This window comes from Roseococcus suduntuyensis (assembly GCF_014196305.1).
Taxonomy (GTDB): domain Bacteria; phylum Pseudomonadota; class Alphaproteobacteria; order Acetobacterales; family Acetobacteraceae; genus Roseococcus; species Roseococcus suduntuyensis.
Genome location: NZ_JACIDJ010000001.1, coordinates 627,658 through 648,019, shown reverse-complemented (window position 1 = coordinate 648,019; position 20,362 = coordinate 627,658). Strand labels below are relative to the sequence as shown.

Sequence of the window (20,362 nt, the reverse complement as noted above, 5' to 3'; positions counted from 1 at the left end):
CCCCGCTCAGCGGATGCGGGGCAGTTCGTCAAACGTGTGGAAGGGCGGCGGGCTGCTGACCTGCCATTCCAAGGTGGTGGCACCCTCGCCCCAGTAGTTGGGCGCCGCCTGCTCGCCACGGCGCAGCGTGACCCACATGACGTAGAAGAAGAACAGGAAGCTGGCGATCGCGATGTAGGAGCCCACTGAGGCGACCATGTTCCACCCCGTCATGGCATCCGGATAATCCGGGTAGCGCCGCGGCATGCCCTGGTTGCCCAGGAAGTGCATGGGGAAGAAGGTCAGGTTCACGCCCACGAAGGTCAGCCAGAAGTGGATCTTGCCAAGGCGCTCCGGGTACTGGCGGCCGCTCATCTTGCCGATCCAGTAGTAGATGCCGGCATAGATGCCGAACACCGCGCCCAGGCTCAGCACGTAGTGGAAGTGCGCCACCACATAGTAGGTGTTGTGCAGGATCTGCGTGATGCCGGCATTGGCGAGCACCACACCCGTCACGCCGCCCACCGTGAACAGGAAGATGAAGCCCACCGAGAAGAGCATCGGCGTGTCCATCTTGATGGAGCCGCCCCACATGGTGGCGATCCAGGAGAAGATCTTGATGCCCGTCGGCACGGCGATGACCATGGTCGCCGCCATGAAGTAGGCGCGCGTGTCCACGTCGATGCCCGAGGTGTACATGTGGTGCGCCCACACCACGAAGCCCACCACGCCGATGGCCACCATGGCGTAGGCCATGCCGAGGTAGCCGAAGACCGGCTTGCGGCTGAAGGTGGAGATGACGTGGCTGACGATGCCGAAGGCCGGCAGGATCATGATGTACACTTCGGGGTGGCCGAAGAACCAGAACAGGTGCTGGAACAGCACCGGGTCACCGCCGCCGGCCGGGTCGAAGAAGGCCGTGCCGAAGTTGCGGTCCGTGATGAGCATGGTGATGGCGCCACCCAGCACGGGCACGGCCAGCAGCAGCAGGAAGGCCGTCACCAGCATGGACCACACGAACAGCGGCATCTTGTGCAGCGTCATGCCCGGGGCGCGCATGTTGAAGATGGTCGTGATGAAGTTCGCCGCGCCCAGGATGGAGCTGGCGCCCGCCAGGTGCAGCGCGAACAGCGCCATATCCATGGCCGGGCCTGGCTGGTAGGTGCTGTCCGACAGCGGCGGGTAGATGGTCCAGCCCGCGCCGGCGCCGCCGCCCACGAAGAGGCTGCCGCCGAGCAGCAGGAAGGCCGGCACCAGCAGCCAGAAGCTGATGTTGTTCAGGCGCGGGAAGGCCATGTCCGGCGCGCCGATCATGATGGGCACGAACCAGTTCCCGAACCCGCCGATCAGCGCGGGCATGATCACGAAGAACACCATGATCAGCCCGTGGGCCGAGACATAGGCATTCCACATCTGCCCGTCAGCGAAGATCTGCAGGCCGGGGGACTGCAGTTCGAGACGCATCAGGAAGGACAGCCCCACGCCGACCAGCGCGGCGAAGAGCGAGAAGATGATGTAGAGGGTGCCGATATCCTTGTGATTCGTGCTGAACAGCCAGCGATTCACAAAGTTCGGCTTGTGGTCGTCATGACCATGCGCGTCCGCAGCATATGCCATTGTCCGGTCGCCTTTCTCTTTCTCAGCCTACGCGGTCACTGCTGGGCCGCTGCGGTACGGATGGGGTTGGCGGCGGGCATGGCAAGGGCCGGCGCGTTGTTCCCCGGAATGGTGTGGGCGAAGCGCGTGCGCGCGGCCTCGGCCCAGGCATTGAACTCCTCCTGGGGCACGGCGCGGATCACGATCGGCATGAACCAATGGTTCGTGCCGCAGATCTGGTTGCACTGGCCGTAGAAGGTGCCGGGACGGTCGGCGCGCATCCAGGTCTCGAGCGTGCGGCCCGGGATGTTGTAGCGCTGCACGCCCAGCGACGGGATGAAGAAGCTGTGGATCACATCTGCGCCCTGGGTCAGCACGCGCACCGTGGCGCCCACCGGGATCAGCAGCGGCTCATCCACTTCCAGGTTGCGGAACTGGCCTGGCGTCAGGTCCTCGTCAAAGACGGGGCGGCTGTCGAAGGCGAAGTTGCCGTGGTCCGGCATCCGGTAGTTCCAGTACCACTGGTGGCCGGTCACGTTGATCGTGAAGTCGGCGTCGCGCGCGCGGTCCTGGTAATAGATCAGCCGGAAGGACGGGATGGCGATGACCACAAGGATCAGCACCGGCACCACCGTCCAGGCGATTTCCAGGAAGGTGTTGTGGCTGGTCTGCGACGGCACCGGGTTGCGCTTGGCGCTGTAGCGCCACATGCACCAGGCCAGCAGCAGCGCCACGAAGATCGTGATCACCACGATGATGTTGAACACCAGCGTGTTGAAGCTTCCGATGGCGTCCTTGATGGGACCGCCCGAGGCCTGCAGCCCCATCGCCCAAGGCACCGGCGCGCCGACCATGGGCTCCATCGCCGGGGCCGTCTGCGCGAATGCGGTTCCGGCGCCTGCCAGAAGCACCGCCGCCATCATGATGATTCGTCCGATACGCCCAATCACGCGCCGCACCTTGCCCTCGAACCTGGAGACAGACCCTGCTGGGGGCGCTGTCCGGCAGCCCCATGGCCGCCTTTTTGCGCGCCTGCCCGCGGCATCTTTCCCGAAGGTCCCACACCCGGCAGGGCGGCCGGACCATAGTCTCCGGCCCAAGGCGCGGCAAGGGTCAGCGTGCGCTTATGGGCCGCTCGTGCGCGGTTTCCGTCAGCCCGGCTCGATCTCGCCTTCGACCTCTTCGGCCACGTGGTCCGCCATGTCGGTCAGCATCGAGCGGATATGCGGGTCGCCCACCACGTAGAACACCATCCGCCCGCGCCGGTCGGCCTGCAAAAGCCGCGCCGCGCGCAGCAGGCGCAGGTGGTGCGAGACCAGGCTGGCCGAGATTTCCAGCCGGTCCGCCATGGCGCCCACCGAGGCCGGCTCGTCCAGACAGGCGAGGATGATCTTGAGGCGCGTGGGGTCGCTCATCAGGCGGAACATTTCCGCGAGTTCAACGACCTCATCCTCGTTGATGCGCAGCCTTGCCTTCATGCCAACCGCGCCTCCAACGCCACATCAACCTTGACGTTTCCGCGCGCCGACGCAACATGCATCACTAATGGATTGATTTTAAACGGATAAATGAAGACATGAACAGCTATGCAGCTATTGGGCGCAGGGCGCTGCTCGCCGCCGGCACGCTGCTCGCCAGCCCCGCCCTGGCCCAGCGCGGCCCCCGGCCCACCCTGCTCGCCACCACCGGAATGGTGGCCGACCTGGTGCGCGGCGTGGCCGGCGAGGGCTTCAACATCGAGACATTGATCGGCGAGGGCGTGGACCCTCACCTCTTCCGTCCCACCCGCAACGACGTGGCCCGTCTGCTGCGGGCCGATGCCGTCTTCTACAACGGCCACCGGCTGGAAGGCCGCATGACCGAGGTGCTGGAACGGGCGGCCACCCAAGGCCGGCCCATCCTGGCCGTGGCCGAGACCCTGCCCCGTGAGCGCCTGCGCCCCAATGACGACTACCCCGACGCCGCGGACCCGCATGTCTGGATGGACCCGACGCTCTGGGCCGAATGCGCGCCCGCCGTGGCCCGCACCCTCACGCGGCTGCGCCCCGGCGAGGATTTCAGCCGCGGCGTCGAGGCCACGCGACTGCGGCTCGCCCGGCTCGACACCTATGCGCGCGAGGCGCTGGCGCCCATCCCCGCCGCCTCCCGCGTGCTGCTGACGGCGCATGACGCCTTCGCCTATTTCGGCGCCCGCTACGAGCTGGAGGTCGAGAGCATCCAGGGCCTTTCCACCGAGGCCGAAGCCAGCCTCGCCAACATCGAGGCCATGGTCCGCCTGATCGTGGAGCGCCGCATCCCCGCCGTCTTCGCCGAAAGCTCCGTGCCGGACCGCGCGGTGCGCGCGCTGATCGAGGGCGCGGGCGCGCGCGGGCAGCGTCTTGCCATGGGCGGCGTTTTGTACTCCGACTCGATGGGACGCCCAGGCACCTATACCGGCACCTATGAGGGCATGATGGACCACAACATCACCACCATCGCGCGCGCGCTGGGGGGCAACCCACCGCCGCGCGGCCTGAACAACCGGCTGTGAGCGCGCCCCCGGTCGAGATCCAGGGCCTCACCGTCCGCTATGGCGAGCGTGCGGCGCTGACCGGCGTGAGCTGGACAGCCGCGCCCGGCCTCACCGCCATCCTGGGGCCGAATGGCGCCGGGAAATCCACCCTGCTCAAGGCCGCGCTGGGGCTGATCCCAACGGCAGAGGGCCAGGTGCGCTTCTTCGGGCTGCCGCTGGAACAGGCGCGCCCGCGCCTCGCCTACCTTCCGCAACGGGCCAGCGTGGACTGGGATTTTCCAGCGAGCGCGCTGGATGTGGTGGCAATGGCCCGGCTGCCGCGCACCCGCTGGTTCGGCCGCCTGCCGCGCGCCGAGCGCGAGGCCGCCCGCGACGCGCTCGGCGCCGTCGGCATGGCGGATTTCGCCGACCGGCAGATCGGCCGGCTCTCGGGCGGGCAGCAGCAACGGGTGTTCCTGGCCCGCGCCCTGGCGCAGGAGGCGGACCTTTTCCTGATGGACGAGCCGCTGGCCGCCGTGGATGTGGTGACCGAGCAGACCATCCTCGCCGTGCTGCATGGCCTTGTTCGCGCGGGGAAGTCGGTGCTGATGGTGCATCATGACCTCTCGCTGGTGCAGGCGCATTTCGACCAGGTGCTGATCCTGGCCGGGCGGGTGGTGGCCGCCGGGACGGTGGAGGAGGCCTTCACCGAACCCGCCATTGCCCGCGCCTTCGGCGGCCTGCCCGGCCGCGCGCCCACCGAGGCGGCGGCGTGATCGGCCACAACACGCTGGTGGTGCTGCTGGGCTGCGCCGCACTTGGGGTGGCGGCGGGCGTGGTGGGCAGCTTCGCCCTGCTGCGCGGCCGCGCTTTGCTGGCGGATGCGATCGGCCACGCGGCCCTGCCCGGCGTGGTGCTGGCCGCCATGATCGTCTCGCTGTTGGGCGGCGAAAGCCGGGCGCTGGCGCCGCTGCTGCTGGGCGCGGCGCTGACCGGCGTGCTGGGCCTGCTGGCGCTGCGGCGGTTGACGGCGTCTGGCCGCATCCGGCCCGATGCGGCCATCGCCGTGGTGCTGTCCTCCTTCTATGCGCTCGGCACGGTGGGGCTTTCCATCGCCCAGACCCTGCCGGGCGTGGCCCAGGCCGGGCTGTCCAGCTTCATCCTGGGCCAGGCGGCCACCCTGACCGAGAGCGACGCCATCCTGGCCGGCGCGCTGGCCCTGGGCTGCGTCGCGGTGGCCGTGGCGCTGTTCCAACCCTTGCGGGCGCTCTGCTTCGACGAGGCCTTCGCCCGCGCCCAGGGCCTGCCCGTGCGGGCGCTGGATCTCACCTTGCTCGGTCTGCTGCTGGCCGTCTGCGTGGCGGGGTTGCCCGCGGTGGGGCTGGTGCTGGTGGTGGCGCTGCTGGTGGTGCCGGCCGCCGCCGCCCGGCTGCTGGCGGCGCGCTTGCCGGGAATGCTTGCCCTGGCTGCGGTCTTTGGCGCCGTGGCAGGGGCGGGGGGCGCGCTGGTGTCCACCCGCTTCGCCAGCATCCCAACCGGGGCGGCGGTGGTGCTGGGGGGGCTGGTGCTCTTCGCGGGTGCGCTGGGTGTCTCGCGGCTGCGGCGCGCATGACCGATTTCCTCCGCCTCGACTTCGCGGCCCTGCTGGCCGCCATGCTGGCCGGGGGCACCTGCGGGCTGCTGGGCAGCTTCCTGGTGCTGCGACGGGAAAGCCTGCTGGGCGATGCCCTCTCCCACGCCGTGCTGCCCGGCATCGTGGTCGGCTTCGCGCTGACCGGGTTGCGCAGCGCCTGGCCCATGCTGCTGGGCGCGCTGGGGGCGGCGCTGCTGGCGACGCTCGCCATCACCTGGGTGCGCCGCGCGGCACGGATGGAGGCCGGCGCGGCCACGGGCCTGGTCTTCACCGGCTTCTTCGCCCTGGGCCTGGTGCTGCTGGAGGTGACGGGGGCGCGCAATGCCGACCTCGACATTGATTGCGTGCTGTTCGGCCAGCTGGAGACGCTGGTCTGGCTGGAGGCGGCGGGCCTGGCCTCGCTGCTGGACCCGGCGGCGCTGGCCGGGTTGCCACGCCAATTGGGGCTTTTGGCCGGCGTGGCCCTAGCCGCGTGCCTCTTCGTCGCGGCCTTCTGGCGGCCCCTGAAGCTGCTCTGCTTCGACCCCGACTTCGCCCGCAGCCTGGGGCTGCGCGTGGGGCGCTGGGAAATCCTGCTGAACCTGATGATCGCCGCCGCTGCCGTGGCGGCCTTCGAGGCAGTGGGGAGCATCCTCGTCATCGCGCTGCTGGTCTGCCCCGCCGCCGCCCTGCGGCTGATGACCGACCGCTACAACGTGCAGGTCTGGGGCGGAGCGGCGCTGGGCGCCGGGCTGGGGGCGGCGGGCGTGCTGCTGGCCGGGCCGCTGCCGGCGGCGCTGGGGCTGGACTTCGCCCTGAGCGCGGCGGGGCTGATCGGCACGCTGGCGGGGCTGACGGTGGCCGTCGCCCTTCAGCGGCGCCGGCGCTTCCAGGCTCTGTAGCCGTAGAACACCAGCAGAAGCGCGCCCAGGCCCACGAAGATCTTGCCCGCGCCGCCGATGCTCTCCTCGATGCGGGTGTAGGCGTCCTCCAGCATGTAGCCGAGCAAGGCGAGGCCACCGACCCAGAGAAAGGTGCCGGCCAGCGTCCAGGCATAGAAGATGTGGCGCGGCATCTCGATCAGCCCCGCAGGCACGGAGATCAGCGTGCGGATGCCAGGCATCATCCGCCCGATGAAGACCGCCATCGGCCCCCAGCGGCGAAGCGCGGATTCGGCGGCGTCCAGGTCCTCGCGCGTCACCCCGGCGTAGCGGCCGAAGCGTTCGCAGAAGCGCTTGGCGCGGTCGGCGCCGAAGGCTCGGGCCAGTTCGAACCAGAGGGCATTGCCCAGGACCGTGCCCGCCACGCCCGCGATGACGACGCCCGTCAGCGACAATTCCCCGCGCGCGGCGGCGAAGCCGGCGAAGGGCATGATGAGTTCCGAGGGCAGGGGCGGAAACAGGTTCTCCAGGAACATGAGCGCCAGCACGCCGGCATAGCCCGCCGCCGACACCCATTCCGTGATCATGTCCACCATGGCGCGGCGTCCAGACCATGCTGCGTTCGCTTGCGCTCACGCCGCCTGGCCCAGCCTTTTTCTGAAAGGATGATTCAGCGTTTTCGGCGATTCCGCCTCAACGCATCACGCTCTAGCACGGGCGGGGCAGGGCGGCCATAAACCGGCGGATGTCCGCTTCACCCGCCCGCCGCGCCGCCTCCCATCTTCTTGAAACCGTCCTGGAGGCCCAGCGCCCCCTGGAGGAGGCGCTGGACGGCGTGCCCCCCATGGACCCGCGCGACAAGGCCGCCGGCCACCGCATCGCCGCAGCCGTACTGCGCCGCCTGGGCAGCCTGGACGCAGCCATGGAGCCCTGGCTGCGCCGCGCGCCCCCGGCCCCCGCCCTGCGCGCCCTCAGGATCGGTGCCGCTGAACTGCTGCTGCTGGGCACGCCGCCGCATGCCGCCGTGGCCTCGGCCGTGTCGCTGGCCCCACGCCCGCTGGCCGGGCTGGTCAACGCCGTGCTGCGCCGCCTGGCCGAGGCCGGGCCCGCCGCGCTGGACGGCCTGGACGCCGAGCGGCTGGACACACCCCCCTGGCTCTGGGCCGCCTGGCACGCCGCCCATGGCGAGGCGGTGCGCCCCATCGCCGCCGCGCACCGGGTGGAGGCGCCGCTGGACCTCAGCCTGCGCCCCGGCGCCACCCCGCCCGAGGGCGCCACCCTGCTGCCCACCGGCACCGCCCGCCTGCCCGCCGGCACGCGCATCACGGAACTGCCCGGCTTCGCCGAGGGCGATTTCTGGGCGCAGGACATGGCCGCCGCCCTGCCCGCGCGCCTGCTGGCGGCGCGCGAGGGCGAACATGTGGCCGACCTCTGCGCCGCCCCCGGCGGCAAGACGGCGCAACTGGCCCTGACCGGCGCCCGCGTGGTGGCGGTGGAGCGCGACAGCGTCCGGATGGGGCGCCTGCGCGAGAATATGCTGCGGCTTCGCATCGCCCCCGAACTGGTCTGCGAGGATATGGCACGCTGGCAGCCCGCCGCGCCGCTGGACGCCGTGCTGCTCGACGCGCCCTGCACCGCCACCGGCACCATCCGCCGCCATCCCGACCTGCCGCATCTGCGCCGGCCGAAGGATGTGTCGAAGCTGGCGCAGGAACAGCGCCGCCTGCTGCACGCCGCCGCCCGGATGCTGCGGCCGGGCGGGCGGATGGTGTTCGCCACCTGCTCGCTCCAGGCCGAGGAGGGCGAGGCGCACCTGGCCGCCCTGCCCGAGGGGATGCGCCTCGACCCCATCCGCCCCGAGGAGTTGCCAGGGCTGGAGGGCTGCATCACCCCCCAGGGCGCGCTGCGGACCCGGCCTGATCAGGGGCCGGAAGGCGGCATGGACGGGTTCTTCGTCATGCGGCTGGCCAGGGTTGGCGGCTGATCCGAGGCAGTGGATCAGCCGGCCAGCAAGGCTTCCTCACCACACCCACACGCCGCCGCCATAGCCGTAATAGCCGCGCCAGCGCGGGGGGCCATAGTAGTAGGGCACGGGCTCGACCACCGTGACCACGGCGCGCGGCTCCTGGATGGTGTTGCCGGCGGCCGCCATGCATTGCGCGTAGACCACGTCATAGCGGTGTTGCAGCCCCATGCCGCCGGCCTGGGCCTGGTTGGCGCCGACGGCCGAGCCACCCAGCAGCCCCACCCCGGCACCCAACGCCGCGCCCGCACCGGCATTGCCCGTGGCCGCGCCCAGCAGCGCGCCCGCCGTGGCGCCCAGCGCCGTGCCGACCACGGCCGAGCCCAAAGCCGCCTGGTTGGCCGCCACCTGCGGCCCACCACCGCCGATGGCGTGGAAGGCGGTCTGCTGGCAGGCGAAATCCTCGCGCTGGAACTGCGCGAAATCCTTCCCCGCGGGCGGCAGCGCCGTGACGCTCGGCCCGCTGGGGGGCGGGATGGCGCATGCCCCCAGCCCCAAGGCGGCCACGGCACAGGCCGCGATGCCTTTCCTGCCCATATGCTTCTCCCAATTCCTTGCGGACGGGATTTGGGCGCCACCCACGGCCAATGCCAGGGTTCGTTACACTTCCCCCACGCCCATCATCCCACACCGGGTGGCAGCAGCGAGACATGCGCCGCCACCACGCGCCAACCCTCCGGCATCCGCACCCAGCTCTGCGACTGCCGGCCGATCTGCTGGCTGCCCTCACGGCGGAAGGTGGTGTTGGCGGTGCCGAAGTCGCTTCCATAGGTGGTCAGCACGGTCCGCAGCAGCTCGCGGCCAAAGGGGCCGGGGCGGGCGGCGCGGAAGGCGGCGATCTCGGCATGGCCGTGCAGGTTCTCGCCCGGTCCGTAGCGGACGGTGTGGGGGCTTACCCAGAACAGCTCGTCCAGCACGGCCACGTCATTGGTGGTCAGCGCCACCTCGTAGCGGCGGAAGGCGGCCGTCAGCTCGGCCAGGGCCTCGGGGTTGTTGATCTCAGGCATGGGGGTTCCCATTGGGGGCATTCCTTGGTTCGGGGGCGCGGCAGGCGCCGATGCGTTCGAGATGCGCGGCCAGGCGGAACAGCTTGTCCTCGGCCCAGGGTGCCCCGATCAACTGGACGCCGATGGGCAGGTTGCCTGGCGTCGCCACGCCCGCGACGGGGGCCGCGATGACCGGCAGGCCGATGCAGGAGATGGGCTGGGTGTAGACGCCGAGGTTGGGCCGCACCGGGATCATCTGCCCGTCCACCTCGATCATCTCCTGGCCGATGGGGGGTGCCACATAGGGTGTGGCGGGGGCGATCAGCACGTCGAACTCGTCGAACAGGGCCAGGGCGCGGGCGCGATAGGCGGCGCGCACCCGCTGTGCCTGCTGCACCCAGGTGGCGGGCAGCAGGGCGCCGGCCAGGAAGCGGTCGCGCGTGCCGGGGTCGAAATCATCGGGCCGGGCGCGGAGGTTGGGCAGATGCAGGTTCGCCCCCTCGGCCATGGTGATGAGGAAGGCCGCCGCCCGGCCGATGGCGGCATCGGGCAGCGTCACGCGGTGGGTGGCGCCCAGTGCGCGGGCCACGGCGGCGACGGCCGCGAAGGCCTCGGCGTGCCCGTTGCGGGCGAAATGGTCGTCCAGGATGCCGATGCGCAGGCCCTCCGCGCCACCCTCCAGCGACACCGGCTCCGGCCCGCGCCAGGCCTGGGCATGGTCCTCGGCGTCGTCGCCCTGGAGCGCGTTGTAGGCCAGCGCCAGGTCCGCCACGTCGCGGGCAAACGGCCCCAGATGGTCCAGCGCGCCGACAAAGAGAAAGGCCCCGCGCCGGGACAGCCGGCCATAGGTGGGTTTCAGCCCCCAGATGCCGCAGAGCGAGGCCGGCACGCGGATGGAGCCATTGGTGTCGCTGCCCAGCGTGATGGGCACCAGCCCCGCCGCCACCGCCGCGGCACTCCCGCCCGAGGACCCGCCGGCGATGCGCGTCAGGTCGTGCGGATTGTGGCAGGGGCCGAAATGGGCGTTCTCGGTGGTGAAGCCATAGGCGTATTCGTCCATGTTCAGCGCGCCGAGCATCACCGCACCCGCTTCGCGCAGCTTCCGCACCAGGAAGGCGTCGGCGCGGGCGGGGAGGCTGTCGCGCTCGATCTTGGCGCCGGCCAGCGTCACCACGCCTTCCAGGTCGAACAGGTTCTTCACGGCGATGGGCACACCGGCCAGCGGGCCGGGGTCCTGGCCCGCCGCCACGGCCACGTCCACCGCTTCGGCCTCGGCGCGTGCGCGGGCGGCGGTGACTTCGGTGAAGGCGTTGAAGCGCGCGTCGCGGGCGGCGATGTCGGCGAGGTGCGCCTCCACCACCTCGATGGCGCGGCGGCGCCCGGCGCGGATTTCGGCGGCGAGGGCGGCCGCGCTCACTTGGGCGGCGTCCGGGCGGGGGTGAAGACGGGCGCGGCCTCGTCGGCCGAGGTCAGGGGCATCTGCGCCACCAGCCCGGCCATGCGCGCGGCCAGGGCGAGGTTCATCACCACCCCTGGCAGATGCTTCTCGTGCAGCGGCAGCCCCACCGCGGCCGCGGCCTGGCGGGCATAGGCTTCGGGGTCGAATTCCGGCATGGCGGCACCTCCAGCCCGCCTGTTTCGGCCGGGAGGTGCCGGCGCGCCAAGAGGGCGCGCAGGGGGCATCATGGCCCGCCATGCGCCCGCTGCGCCCCTGCTCGGCAAGGTGGCGCGGGATTGTGCAAAGCCCGCCCCTTCCGCATTGACCGGCGCCCCGCCCCCTGCCATCCCAAGGCCCATGTCCGACCCTGCCCTCCGTTCCGTCCGCGCCTGGCCCTTCGAGGAGGCGGCGAAGCTCGCCGACCGCCTGGCCGCGGCGCGCAAAACCGAGGCGCTGCTGGAGACGGGCTATGGCCCCTCCGGCCTGCCCCATATCGGCACCTTCGGTGAGGTGGCGCGCACCACCTGGGTCCGCCGTGCCTTCGAGGCCATGACCGGCCTGCCCACCCGCCTCATCGCCTTCAGCGACGACATGGACGGGCTGCGGAAGGTGCCGGACAATGTTCCCAACAAGGAATTGCTGGCGCGGCACCTCGGCCAGCCGCTGACGCGCATCCCCGACCCCTTCGGCACCCACCCCAGCTTCGGCGCGCACAACAACGCCCGGCTGCGCGCCTTCCTGGACGCCTTCGGCTTCGAATACGAGTTCGCCTCCTCCACCGACTACTACGCCTCGGGCCGCTTCGACGCGGCGCTGCTGCGGATGCTCTCGCTGCACGAGGAGGTGCGGCAGGTGATCCTGCCCACGCTGGGCGCCGAACGCCGCGCCACCTATTCGCCCTTCCTGCCCATCCATCCGCGCACCGGCATCGTCATGCAGGTGCCGGTGGAGGAGACGCGGCCCGAGGCGGGCACCATCGTCTGGACCGACCCCGAGACCGGCGAACGCTTCGAAACCCCCGTCACCGGCGGCGCCTGCAAGGCGCAGTGGAAGGCCGACTGGGCGTTGCGCTGGTATGCGCTGGGCGTGGATTACGAGATGTCCGGCAAGGATCTGATCGACAGCGTGCGGCTGAGTTCCGCCATCTGCCGTGTGCTGGGCGGCGAGCCGCCCGTCACCTTCACCTATGAGCTGTTCAACGACGAGAACGGTCAGAAGATCAGCAAGAGCAAGGGCAATGGCCTGACCATCGAGCAATGGCTGGAATACGGCCCGCCCGAGAGTCTGGCCCATTTCATGTTCGGCTCGCCCGGAAGTGCCAAGCGCCTGCACAAGGAAGTGATTCCCCGCGCCGTGGATGACTGGATGGCGGGCATGGAGAAGCTGCGCACCGAGCGCGACCCCGCGAACCCCGCCTGGCACATCCACGGCGGCGTGGCGCCCAACGAAAAACTGCCGCCCATCTCCTACGCCACGCTGCTGAACCTGGCGGGCATCGCCAACACCGACGACCCCGCGCGGCTCTGGGCCTTCATCCGCAAATACTATCCGGACGCCGCGCCGGAGCATGAGCCCATGCTGGACCGCCTGGTCCGCAACGCCTGCGCCTATTGGCGCGACTGGGTGGCGCCGAAGCGCCACTTCCGCCCCGCCACGCCCGAGGAAGCCGTGGCGATGCGCGAACTGGTCCGCCTGCTGCGCGAGCGGCGCGCCGAGTTCGACGCCCTGCCCGCTGGGCCGGAGCGGGAGGCCGCCATCCAGAACGCCGTCTACGACGCCGGCCGGCGCGAGCCCTTCGCGGTGGTGAACAAGAAGGACGGCTCGCTCGGCGTCGGCCGCGCCTGGTTCCAGGCGCTGTACGAAGTGCTGCTGGGCAAGAGCGAGGGGCCGCGCTTCGGCGGCACCGTCGCCATCATGGGCGTGGACGAAACCTGCGCCCTGATCGAGACGGCCCTGGCCCGTGAGGCCGCGCCCGCTTGACCCGCCTGCCGTGAAGACCTTGTGGCCCTTCGTGCGCCGCCATGGCGCCACCGTCTTCGGGCTGGTGGTGCTGGTGGGCGCCATCTGGGTGGTGCAGCGCGAATTCCGCAACCTCTCGATGGCGGATGTGCGCGCCGCGCTGGCGGCCCTGCCCATGTCCGGCCTGCTGGCCGCGGCGGGGCTGACCGTCGCGGCCTATGGTGTGCTGACCATCTATGACTGGCTGGGGGCGCGCTATGCGGGGCGGCCTTCCTCCTGGCCTCGGGCGCTGCTGGCCTCCTTCTGCGGCTATTCGCTCGCGCACAATATCGGCTTCGCGGCGGTGTCCGGGGCCGCGGTGCGCTACCGGCTCTATTCGGCCTGGGGCTATTCGCCCATCGAGATCGGCAAGATCATCGGCTTCACCTCGCTCACCTTCGGGCTGGGCGGGCTGGCGCTGGGCGGCATGGTCCTGTTGTTCGAGCCGGAGGTGTTGCCCTGGGCGGGCGACCACCTGCCGCGCTGGGCGCTGCAACTCATCTCCGTGCCCATGTTCGCCCTGGTCCTGGGCTATGTGCTGCTCAGCAAGTTCCGTCGCGACATCCGCGTCTTTGGCCATCGGGTGAATCTGCCTGGCGTTCGCATGGCCATGGTGCAGACCCTGCTGGCCACGGTGGACGTGGCGGTGACGGCCGCCATCTTCTACGTGCTGCTGCCTGACGCCCCCGGCCTCACCTTCCTGCTCTTCGTGGGCATCTACCTCGCGGCCTATGCGGCGGGCATCGCGGCCAATGTGCCGGGGGGCCTCGGCGTCTTCGACGGCGCCATCCTGCTGGGCCTCGCGCCCTACATGGGCGCGGCGGAGGTGGTGGGGGCGCTGCTGGTGTTCCGCCTCTACTACTACATCGTGCCCCTCTTCATCGCGGGTGGGCTCTTCGCGGGTTTCGAGGTGACGCAGCGCAGCGACTTGCTGTCGCGCTTCGGCGCCATCGGCCGAGGCGCCATGCCGCTGGAGGTACCGGCGCTGACGGGGCTGGTCGCGATCTGCGGTGCGATGCTGATCTTCCTGGGCGGGCTGCCGACCTCGGCCACCGTTCTGAAGGAATGGGCGGGCTACGAGGCGGCCGTGGCGTCGCAGTTCGCCGCATCGGTGGTGGGTTCGCTGTTGATCGTCATGGCCTTCGGCCTGGCGCGGCGGCTGGCCATCGCCTGGTGGGGCGGGCTGATCCTGCTGCTGAACGGCGCGCTGATCGGCTGGCTGCGTGAGGAAGCCTGGTGGACCTGGGGCATCTTCCTGGTGGTGTCGGTGCTGCTCGCCACCATGCGCTCGGCCTTCTATCGCGGCAGCCGGCTGCGGCGTGAACCACTGTCCAACGAAATCCTGCTGCCGCTGGCCGCCACATCCATCTGCGGCCTCACGCTGGCGCTGCTGGCCAATGCCGGCCAGCTCCAGGGTGAGAGCTGGTGGCAGATCGTCTTGATGGAAGACGCTACGCCGCAGCTGCGCTTCACGGTCGGGATCACTGCCGTGCTGCTGCTGGCCGGCATGGTGCAGCTTCTGCGCCCGGCGCGGATCGAGGCGCTGGCCTGGAATGCCGAGGCACGGCAACGCCTCGCCAACTTCGGCGCCCGCCCGCCCGCGACCGCCGATGCGGTGCTCTGGGGCGAGGCCGAGCGCGCGGGCCTTGCCTTCAGCCGGCACGGCCCTGTCTGGATCGCGCATGGGGACCCGGCGGGCGAGGCGCGTGACGCCGTCTCCGCCATCTGGCGCTTCCGTGATTTGTGCGAGCGGAACGGCGCGCGCCCGGCCTTCGTGGACATCGGCCCCGAGAATTTGCGCGTCTACGCGGACACCGGCCTGCAAACCTTCCCCGACGCCAAGCGTCCCGGCCGCTATCTCGCCTGCGACGCGCAGCGCGACCTGGAGGTGGTGCAGGCGGCCTGAGGGACGCGCCTGCCGGCTACTGGCTGCTCCAGAGGATGCGGTGCATCCAGGCCACGTCCTGCAGGTCGAAGCTGTAGTCGGGGTGGGCGGGATTCAGGCTCGCCACCTCGATGCGCTTGGCGCTTTGGCGGCGCAGTTCCTTCGCCATCACCTCGCCCGCACGGGTTCGCAGCACCACGCGGTCGCCACGCCGGATGGGGGCGGCGGGCGAGACGATGACCACATCCCCGTCGCGGAACACCGGCGACATGGAATCGCCCGAGATCTCCAGCGCATAGGCGTTGGGGTCACCGATTTCGGGCAGGCTGATCTCGTCCCAGCTGCCGCCCACCGGGAAGCCGCCATCGTCGAAATATCCCTCGCTGCCCGCCTGGGCGAGGCCGATCAGCGGCACGCGCCGCACCACGCCCCGCCCGCCGCGTGACTGGCTGGGCAGGGTGGCGCTGCCGGAGACCAGGCTGGAAAAGGCCTCTATTCCTGCCCCCGTGGCGGCCAGCACCTTGGCGATGCTCTCCGTGGAGGGCCATCGGGCCCGCCCATCCGGCCCCACCCGCTTGGAGGGGTTGAAGGCAGTGGGGTCGAGCCCTGCGCGACGCGCGAGCCCCGAGGGCGAGAGCCCGTTCTCGGCGGCGAGCGAATCGAGCGCCCGCCAAATGTCATCGTGTCGCATATACAAAACATGTTAGGTCGTTGGTCCGGATGCAATAGGAAAATCTTGCTTTCTGTCGGGGAGGTGAGTCACAACCCTGAGTGTGCATGGCCGATGGCGCTGCACGCCCCCAAGCCTCCCTCCAAGAAGGATGTGTCGCTGATGTCCGCCTCCCCCCCGTCCAGGGTATTCGCCCGTCTTCGCCAGCCTCGCCAAGGCCGAACCCTTTCGCTGCGCGGAGGAGGCCTGGTTCTGGATCATGGCCGCCCTGACCGCCCGGCGCGACGGCGCGCGCATCAGCCCCGGCAAGGGCGCGGCGCTGCGCCCCTGCGACCCGGATGACGTGGTGAAATGCCTCGACCGCCTCTACCGCCAGCGGCGCATCGAACTGTGCCACGCGCGCATCCTCCGCATCTGGGGCGAGCGCGGCATGCCCCGCTGTCGCATATCGAACAGATCATCAAGCTCGCCGACACACCCGCCGAGACGACGGAGGCCGACACCGAGAACCTGCTGCACGAAGCCCGCCACCAGATGGACCAGGACAGCGACACGGGGGAGGACACCGCACGCGATGGAGAAGCCGGCTGACCTGCTGGAATTCACCTGGATGTGGAACCGCGCCCAGGAGTTGAGGACGCCCGCCCTCCACCGCCGCATCCTGCTCTGGCTGGAGGGCCGGCCGTCGAACCGCATGCTGCTGATGGCCTTCCGCGGCTGCGGGAAATCCACGCTGGTGGGGCTGCTCTGCGCCTGGTCGCTGTATCGCAACCCGGAGCTGCGGATCATGGTGCTGGCGGCCGAACAGTCGCTCGCCGCGCGCATGGTGGCGCATGTGCGCCGCGTGCTGGAGCGCCACCCGCTCTGCCGCCCGCTTCTGCCCGAGGACGGCGAGGCCTGGGCCACCGACCGCTTCACCGTATCGCGGCGCTCCGCCCTGCGCGACCCCTCGATGTTCGCGCAGGGGCTGCAGGGCAACATCACCGGCGCGCGCGCGGACCTCATCATCTGCGACGACGTGGAGGTGCCGGGCAATTGCGACACGCCCGGCAAGCGCCACGAGCTGCGCGAACGCCTGGCGGAGACCGAGTTCATCCTGACGCCGGGCGGCGCCATCCTCTACGTCGGCACGCCGCACACGGAGGAGAGCCTCTACCGCCCCGGCGACGACTTCCTGCGCGGCTATGCCCGGCTGGAAGTGCCCATCCTGGACGCCGAGGGCCGCAGCGCCTGGCCCGAGCGCTTTTCCGAGCCCGCCATCGCCGCCATCCGCCGACGCGTGGGTCCCATGCACTTCGCCCGGCAGATGCTGCTGCAACCCGTGCCCGCCGCGGCCGCGCGGCTCGATCCCGCGCTGCTGCTGCGCTACGCGGAGCAGACGGAATATGTCGAGGCGCAGGGCCGCCCGCAGCTCTGGCTGCTCGGGCGGCGCATGGTCTCGGGCGGCGGCTTCTGGGACCCGGCCTTCGGGCGCGAGAAGGGGGGCGACGGCTCCGTCCTCGCCGCCACCTACATGGATGGGGAGAACCACCACTTCATCCATCGCGTGGAGTGGATCACCCAGCGTGCCGACGCTCCGGACGACCCCGCCACGCAGCAGTGCCGCCAGGTGGCGGCGCTGGCGCGGGACCTGCAATTGCCGGTGGTGCGGGTCGAGACCAACGGGCTGGGCCGCTTCCTGCCCGCCTTGCTCAAGCGTGAGATGGCGCGCGCCGGGGCCGCCTGCCAGGTGCTGGAACACGCCAGCCACCGCCCCAAGGCGGAGCGCATCCTGGCCGCCTTCGACCCGCTGCTGGCCGCCCGCCGCCTCTACGCGCATGAGGGCGTGATGACCTCGGCCTTCGCGCGCGAGATGGCGGAATGGCGCCCGGACGCGAAGGGCGCGCGCGACGACGCGCTGGACGCCGTGGCCGGCGCCATCCTGGCCGAACCGGTGCGGATGCCGGCCCTGCCGCCGCAACCCCGCGGGCCGAGCTGGCGCGGTTAGGTGTGTTGCGCGGCCGATTCACGGCTGCGGCTGCGCCTACGCCGATCGGACGCTTTGCCGCGCGGCCGATTCACGGCTGCGGCTGCGCCTACGCCGATCGGACGCTTTGCCGCGCGGCCGATTCACGGCTGCGGCCGCGCCTACGCCGATCGGACGCTTTGCCGCGCGGCCGATTCACGGCTGCGGCTGCGCCTACGCCGATCGGGCGCTTTGCCACGCGGCCGATTCACGGCTGCGGCCGCGCCTACGCCGATCGGGCGCGGGGTGTCTTCAGAATTTCACTCGCGTGGCGCTCCCGCCCCGCGGGCGTGATCGCGAAGCGTCCGTCAGGCCCCAGCCCGGCCAGCCCCATCGTGGAAAGCCGTCGCAGGCAGGGTTCGTCCGCCAGGCCCGGCGGGCGGCCGTGCTGCCGCACCAGCGTCAGCCGGTGCAGGGCCGAGCGGCAGCAGGTCTCGAGATACGGCTCGTTCCACATCGCCCCTCCATACCCCCTCTCCGGGGTCCGCCCCGTTGTGGGGCGGCCCCGCGCCCACCGCAAGGAGATGTCATGAACATCCTCGAACTGGAGCCGCACATGCTGCTTCGCCTGGCCGAGGCGCCGGTCTCGGTCCTGCTGCTGTGGCTGGTCCTGGGCATCAAGCGCGACCTCGACCAGCGGATCGAACATGGCGACCGGCGCGAGATGGACGGCCTGGCCCGCACGCGCCAGGAACTGACCGATTTCAAGCTGGAGGTGGCGCGGACCTATGTGCCCCTCTCCCTCATCCGCGACGTGGACCAGCGGCTGACGGAACAGCTCCTCCGCATCGAGGAGAAGCTGGAGGACCTGCGCCGCGACGGGGGGTTCGGCCGATGAGCGCCGCCCCCGCCGCCATGACCGCGACCGAGGCCGCGGAAGCCTTGCTGGCGCGCATCCTCTACGCCGAGGCGGGCGGGCGTCCGGCGCGCGCCATCGAGGCGCTGGCCGCCATGGCATTGACCCGCGCGCGGCTTGCCCTGGCCTGCCCGGACGCCGCGTTGCGCTATGCCGGCGGGGAACACCCCTCCAGCACCGCCCGCGCCCTGCTGGCGGTGCTGCGGGCACCCTTCCAGTTCCCCACGCGCCACCCACACCACCCGGACCATGCGCGCTTCCTGGCCCCGCCCGAGGCGGACCCGGCGCTGGCCGTCTGCCGCCGCATCGCGCGCCGCGCCATGGCGGGCACCCTGCCGGACGCGACGGGTGGTGCGGTGCTGTGGCATGCCGAGGAAGTCTTGCCGCGCTGGGCCATGGGGCGCGTGCCGCGGCTGGCGACGGGGGGCCTGTGCTTCTACGCGGAGGCCGAATGAGCTGTTGTGTCGCCAAGCGGCTGATTCACGCCTTTGGCGTTCCACCAAAGGCGATCAGACCTCGCCAAGCGGCTGATTCACGCCTTTGGCGTTCCACCAAAGGCGATCAGACCTCGCCAAGCGGCTGATTCACGCCTTTGGCGTTCCGCCAAAGGCGATCAGACGCTAATCGGCGCGAATGGAACGCTTCATCTACACCCTCATCCGCGGCGCCGATTGGCGTGAGGCGGAGACGCACGGCGAATACCGCGGCAGCGCCGATGACCGGCGGGACGGCTTCCTGCATTTCTCCACCGCCGCCCAGCTCCGCGCCACCGCCGCCAAGCACCGCGCGGGCGAGGCGGATCTCTGGATGATCGAGGCCGAATGCGCGGCGCTCGGCGATGCGCTGCGCTGGGAGCCGGCCTCCGGCAGTTCGCGCCCCGGCCTGTTCCCGCATCTCTACGCGCCCCTGCCGCTCTCGGCCGTGCGGCGGGCGCTGCATGTGCCCTTGGACGCGGAAGGCCGTCACGCCTTCCCGGAGGATGTTCCCTGACGCGACGGCCTTCGCGCGGCCGCGATCACCGCGCGTTCGCTCATCAGGCAGGCCAGCACCACCACGGCCCCGCCCAGGATGACGGCCAGCCCCGGCGTGTTGCCGAACACCGCATAGTCCAGCACCACCGACCAGGGCAGGGCGATGAATTCGAAGGGCGCCAGCCGCGCCGGCGAGGCATGGCGGAAGGCCAGCGCCAGCAGCAGCGTCGCGCCGCCCGCGATCACGCCGTTCACCGTCAGCCGCGCCCAGCCCTCGGCATCGGGCGGCACCCAGGCGCCCCAGGCGAAGGGCGCCATGGCCAGCAGCCCCAGCAGCGAGGGCCAGAAGATCAGCCGCGCCAGCCCCGCCTCGGCGCGCAGGCCCCGGTTGATGGTGATGTTGGTGGCGTAGCAGACCGTGCCCAACAGCGCATAGCCCAACCCGAGCAGGCTCGCCCCTCCGCCGATCTGCGGCACCAGCGCGATGATGACGCCGCCGAACCCCACGCCGGACCAGATCCAGGCCGCGCGCGGCACTTCCTCGCGCAGGAACAGCGCGGCCATGACCAATGTCAGGAAGGGGGCGGTGAAGAAGACCAGGTAGCCCAGCGCCAGCGGCAAATGCCGGAAGGCCAGGAAGAACAGCAGGCCCGAGAACAGCATGGCCACCGCCCGTAGCCCGTGCAGGAAGGGGTGGCGCGTGCGGAGCGACCCGCCCGCCTCGCGCCACAGGGCGCGCAGCCCCAGCAGCAGCGCCAGCAGGGTGACATGGCGCAGGAAAATGGCCTGGGCCGCGCTGTATTCCGCCGACAGGATCTTGCTGTTGGCGTCGAGCACGCCGAACATCGCGATCCCGGTCATGAGCATGACCGGCCCCTTCACATCCCGTTCCTTCCTGCCGTGTGAAGGACAGCATGTCCGGCCCGCCTGCCCCTGTGTCAACGCACGGATCTGCGGTATCTGCCCCGCGA

General features: G+C 70.9%; 23 protein-coding genes. 12 read left to right on the top strand and 11 right to left on the bottom strand.

The features are described 5' to 3' along the window. Positions 1–6: 6 nt before the first annotated feature. The 3 genes from ctaD to GGQ83_RS03010 form a co-directional block, all read right to left on the bottom strand. Positions 7–1,596: a cytochrome c oxidase subunit I gene (ctaD, locus tag GGQ83_RS03020; protein WP_184382111.1), complete on the bottom strand. Its 1,590-nt coding sequence runs from the start codon at positions 1,594–1,596 to the stop codon at positions 7–9. Positions 1,597–1,631: 35 nt separating this feature from the next. After that, positions 1,632–2,438, bottom strand: coding sequence for a cytochrome c oxidase subunit II (coxB, locus tag GGQ83_RS03015; protein ID WP_260170362.1), 807 nt, complete (start codon positions 2,436–2,438; stop codon positions 1,632–1,634). Between the two features lie 288 nt (positions 2,439–2,726). Further along, on the bottom strand, positions 2,727–3,053 hold the full coding sequence (locus GGQ83_RS03010) for an ArsR/SmtB family transcription factor (RefSeq protein ID WP_184382109.1): 327 nt from the start codon (positions 3,051–3,053) through the stop codon (positions 2,727–2,729). 98 nt (positions 3,054–3,151) lie between these two features. On the opposite strand from GGQ83_RS03010, the gene GGQ83_RS03005 reads away from it, so the two are divergent. The 4 genes from GGQ83_RS03005 to GGQ83_RS02990 are packed head-to-tail and all read left to right on the top strand — an operon-like array spanning position 3,152 to position 6,580. Continuing rightward, positions 3,152–4,105: a metal ABC transporter solute-binding protein, Zn/Mn family gene (locus GGQ83_RS03005; RefSeq protein WP_184382108.1), complete on the top strand. Its 954-nt coding sequence runs from the start codon at positions 3,152–3,154 to the stop codon at positions 4,103–4,105. Then, the gene (locus GGQ83_RS03000; RefSeq protein WP_184382107.1) at positions 4,102–4,842 is read left to right on the top strand and encodes a metal ABC transporter ATP-binding protein; all 741 of its coding nucleotides are present in this window, start codon (positions 4,102–4,104) and stop codon (positions 4,840–4,842) included. Before GGQ83_RS03005 ends, GGQ83_RS03000 begins: the two co-directional genes overlap by 4 nt. Next, complete coding sequence (locus GGQ83_RS02995; RefSeq protein ID WP_184382106.1) at positions 4,839–5,678, top strand: metal ABC transporter permease; 840 nt, start codon at positions 4,839–4,841, stop codon at positions 5,676–5,678. The genes GGQ83_RS03000 and GGQ83_RS02995 overlap by 4 nt, the downstream gene beginning before the upstream one ends. Continuing rightward, positions 5,675–6,580, top strand: a complete 906-nt coding sequence (locus GGQ83_RS02990) for a metal ABC transporter permease (RefSeq protein WP_184382105.1) — start codon at positions 5,675–5,677, stop codon at positions 6,578–6,580. The genes GGQ83_RS02995 and GGQ83_RS02990 overlap by 4 nt, the downstream gene beginning before the upstream one ends. Here GGQ83_RS02990 and GGQ83_RS02985 read toward each other — a convergent pair. Further along, positions 6,550–7,155 (bottom strand): DedA family protein, encoded by a 606-nt coding sequence (locus GGQ83_RS02985; protein ID WP_184382104.1) that lies wholly within the window; start codon positions 7,153–7,155, stop codon positions 6,550–6,552. The genes GGQ83_RS02990 and GGQ83_RS02985 overlap by 31 nt on opposite strands. A 149-nt stretch (positions 7,156–7,304) precedes the next feature. Between GGQ83_RS02985 and GGQ83_RS02980 the strand changes: the two genes are divergently transcribed. Next, on the top strand, positions 7,305–8,543 hold the full coding sequence (locus GGQ83_RS02980) for an RsmB/NOP family class I SAM-dependent RNA methyltransferase (protein WP_184382103.1): 1,239 nt from the start codon (positions 7,305–7,307) through the stop codon (positions 8,541–8,543). A gap of 36 nt (positions 8,544–8,579) precedes the next feature. Here the strand turns inward: GGQ83_RS02980 and GGQ83_RS02975 are convergent, their stop codons facing one another. The 4 genes from GGQ83_RS02975 to GGQ83_RS02960 all read right to left on the bottom strand — a co-directional run bounded on the left by GGQ83_RS02975 (position 8,580) and on the right by GGQ83_RS02960 (position 11,182). Continuing rightward, positions 8,580–9,119: a glycine zipper family protein gene (locus GGQ83_RS02975; protein WP_184382102.1), complete on the bottom strand. Its 540-nt coding sequence runs from the start codon at positions 9,117–9,119 to the stop codon at positions 8,580–8,582. An 83-nt stretch (positions 9,120–9,202) separates the two neighbouring features. Beyond that, entirely contained in the window at positions 9,203–9,589 is a 387-nt protein-coding gene (hpxZ, locus tag GGQ83_RS02970) for an oxalurate catabolism protein HpxZ (protein WP_184382101.1), read from the bottom strand. Then, positions 9,582–10,985, bottom strand: coding sequence for an AtzE family amidohydrolase (locus GGQ83_RS02965; RefSeq protein ID WP_184382100.1), 1,404 nt, complete (start codon positions 10,983–10,985; stop codon positions 9,582–9,584). The genes hpxZ and GGQ83_RS02965 overlap by 8 nt, the downstream gene beginning before the upstream one ends. Continuing rightward, positions 10,982–11,182, bottom strand: coding sequence for a DUF4089 domain-containing protein (locus tag GGQ83_RS02960; RefSeq protein WP_184382099.1), 201 nt, complete (start codon positions 11,180–11,182; stop codon positions 10,982–10,984). Before GGQ83_RS02960 ends, GGQ83_RS02965 begins: the two co-directional genes overlap by 4 nt. A gap of 181 nt (positions 11,183–11,363) precedes the next feature. On the opposite strand from GGQ83_RS02960, the gene GGQ83_RS02955 reads away from it, so the two are divergent. Continuing rightward, the gene (locus GGQ83_RS02955) at positions 11,364–12,986 is read left to right on the top strand and encodes a lysine--tRNA ligase (RefSeq protein WP_184382098.1); all 1,623 of its coding nucleotides are present in this window, start codon (positions 11,364–11,366) and stop codon (positions 12,984–12,986) included. A gap of 10 nt (positions 12,987–12,996) precedes the next feature. Beyond that, on the top strand, positions 12,997–14,910 hold the full coding sequence (locus GGQ83_RS02950) for a lysylphosphatidylglycerol synthase domain-containing protein (protein WP_311727054.1): 1,914 nt from the start codon (positions 12,997–12,999) through the stop codon (positions 14,908–14,910). Between the two features lie 16 nt (positions 14,911–14,926). On the opposite strand, the gene GGQ83_RS02945 is transcribed toward GGQ83_RS02950, so the two are convergent. After that, entirely contained in the window at positions 14,927–15,580 is a 654-nt protein-coding gene (locus tag GGQ83_RS02945; protein ID WP_184382097.1) for a S24 family peptidase, read from the bottom strand. 369 nt (positions 15,581–15,949) lie between these two features. On the opposite strand from GGQ83_RS02945, the gene GGQ83_RS02940 reads away from it, so the two are divergent. After that, entirely contained in the window at positions 15,950–16,150 is a 201-nt protein-coding gene (locus GGQ83_RS02940) for a hypothetical protein (RefSeq protein WP_184382096.1), read from the top strand. Then, positions 16,134–17,546, top strand: coding sequence for a phage terminase large subunit (gene terL, locus GGQ83_RS02935; RefSeq protein ID WP_184382095.1), 1,413 nt, complete (start codon positions 16,134–16,136; stop codon positions 17,544–17,546). The genes GGQ83_RS02940 and terL overlap by 17 nt, the downstream gene beginning before the upstream one ends. Before the next feature lie 244 nt (positions 17,547–17,790). Here the strand turns inward: terL and GGQ83_RS02930 are convergent, their stop codons facing one another. Beyond that, positions 17,791–18,021, bottom strand: coding sequence for a hypothetical protein (locus tag GGQ83_RS02930; RefSeq protein WP_184382094.1), 231 nt, complete (start codon positions 18,019–18,021; stop codon positions 17,791–17,793). Positions 18,022–18,093: 72 nt separating this feature from the next. Here GGQ83_RS02930 and GGQ83_RS02925 point away from each other — a divergent pair, with 72 nt between their 5' ends. From GGQ83_RS02925 to GGQ83_RS02915, 3 genes are all read left to right on the top strand, one after another. Then, positions 18,094–18,402 (top strand): hypothetical protein, encoded by a 309-nt coding sequence (locus GGQ83_RS02925; RefSeq protein ID WP_184382093.1) that lies wholly within the window; start codon positions 18,094–18,096, stop codon positions 18,400–18,402. Further along, a complete protein-coding gene (locus tag GGQ83_RS02920) occupies positions 18,399–18,875 on the top strand; it encodes a cell wall hydrolase (protein WP_184382092.1) in 477 nt (158 codons plus the stop codon). The genes GGQ83_RS02925 and GGQ83_RS02920 overlap by 4 nt, the downstream gene beginning before the upstream one ends. A gap of 178 nt (positions 18,876–19,053) precedes the next feature. Next, the gene (locus tag GGQ83_RS02915) at positions 19,054–19,410 is read left to right on the top strand and encodes a DUF952 domain-containing protein (protein WP_184382091.1); all 357 of its coding nucleotides are present in this window, start codon (positions 19,054–19,056) and stop codon (positions 19,408–19,410) included. Here the strand turns inward: GGQ83_RS02915 and GGQ83_RS02910 are convergent. Next, entirely contained in the window at positions 19,383–20,258 is an 876-nt protein-coding gene (locus GGQ83_RS02910; RefSeq protein WP_184382090.1) for a DMT family transporter, read from the bottom strand. The genes GGQ83_RS02915 and GGQ83_RS02910 overlap by 28 nt on opposite strands. Positions 20,259–20,362: the final 104 nt, after the last annotated feature.

Coding starts and splice junctions, on each gene's coding strand:
- ctaD (WP_184382111.1), bottom strand. CDS start 1,596: ATGGCATATGCTGCGGACGCGCATGGTCATGACGACCACAAGCCGAAC.
- coxB (WP_260170362.1), bottom strand. CDS start 2,438: ATGGAGCCCATGGTCGGCGCGCCGGTGCCTTGGGCGATGGGGCTGCAG.
- GGQ83_RS03010 (WP_184382109.1), bottom strand. CDS start 3,053: ATGAAGGCAAGGCTGCGCATCAACGAGGATGAGGTCGTTGAACTCGCG.
- GGQ83_RS03005 (WP_184382108.1), top strand. CDS start 3,152: ATGAACAGCTATGCAGCTATTGGGCGCAGGGCGCTGCTCGCCGCCGGC.
- GGQ83_RS02990 (WP_184382105.1), top strand. CDS start 5,675: ATGACCGATTTCCTCCGCCTCGACTTCGCGGCCCTGCTGGCCGCCATG.
- GGQ83_RS02985 (WP_184382104.1), bottom strand. CDS start 7,155: ATGGTGGACATGATCACGGAATGGGTGTCGGCGGCGGGCTATGCCGGC.
- GGQ83_RS02980 (WP_184382103.1), top strand. CDS start 7,305: ATGTCCGCTTCACCCGCCCGCCGCGCCGCCTCCCATCTTCTTGAAACC.
- GGQ83_RS02975 (WP_184382102.1), bottom strand. CDS start 9,119: ATGGGCAGGAAAGGCATCGCGGCCTGTGCCGTGGCCGCCTTGGGGCTG.
- hpxZ (WP_184382101.1), bottom strand. CDS start 9,589: ATGCCTGAGATCAACAACCCCGAGGCCCTGGCCGAGCTGACGGCCGCC.
- GGQ83_RS02960 (WP_184382099.1), bottom strand. CDS start 11,182: ATGCCGGAATTCGACCCCGAAGCCTATGCCCGCCAGGCCGCGGCCGCG.
- GGQ83_RS02955 (WP_184382098.1), top strand. CDS start 11,364: ATGTCCGACCCTGCCCTCCGTTCCGTCCGCGCCTGGCCCTTCGAGGAG.
- GGQ83_RS02945 (WP_184382097.1), bottom strand. CDS start 15,580: ATGCGACACGATGACATTTGGCGGGCGCTCGATTCGCTCGCCGCCGAG.
- terL (WP_184382095.1), top strand. CDS start 16,134: ATGGAGAAGCCGGCTGACCTGCTGGAATTCACCTGGATGTGGAACCGC.
- GGQ83_RS02930 (WP_184382094.1), bottom strand. CDS start 18,021: ATGTGGAACGAGCCGTATCTCGAGACCTGCTGCCGCTCGGCCCTGCAC.
- GGQ83_RS02925 (WP_184382093.1), top strand. CDS start 18,094: ATGAACATCCTCGAACTGGAGCCGCACATGCTGCTTCGCCTGGCCGAG.
- GGQ83_RS02920 (WP_184382092.1), top strand. CDS start 18,399: ATGAGCGCCGCCCCCGCCGCCATGACCGCGACCGAGGCCGCGGAAGCC.
- GGQ83_RS02915 (WP_184382091.1), top strand. CDS start 19,054: ATGGAACGCTTCATCTACACCCTCATCCGCGGCGCCGATTGGCGTGAG.
- GGQ83_RS02910 (WP_184382090.1), bottom strand. CDS start 20,258: ATGCTCATGACCGGGATCGCGATGTTCGGCGTGCTCGACGCCAACAGC.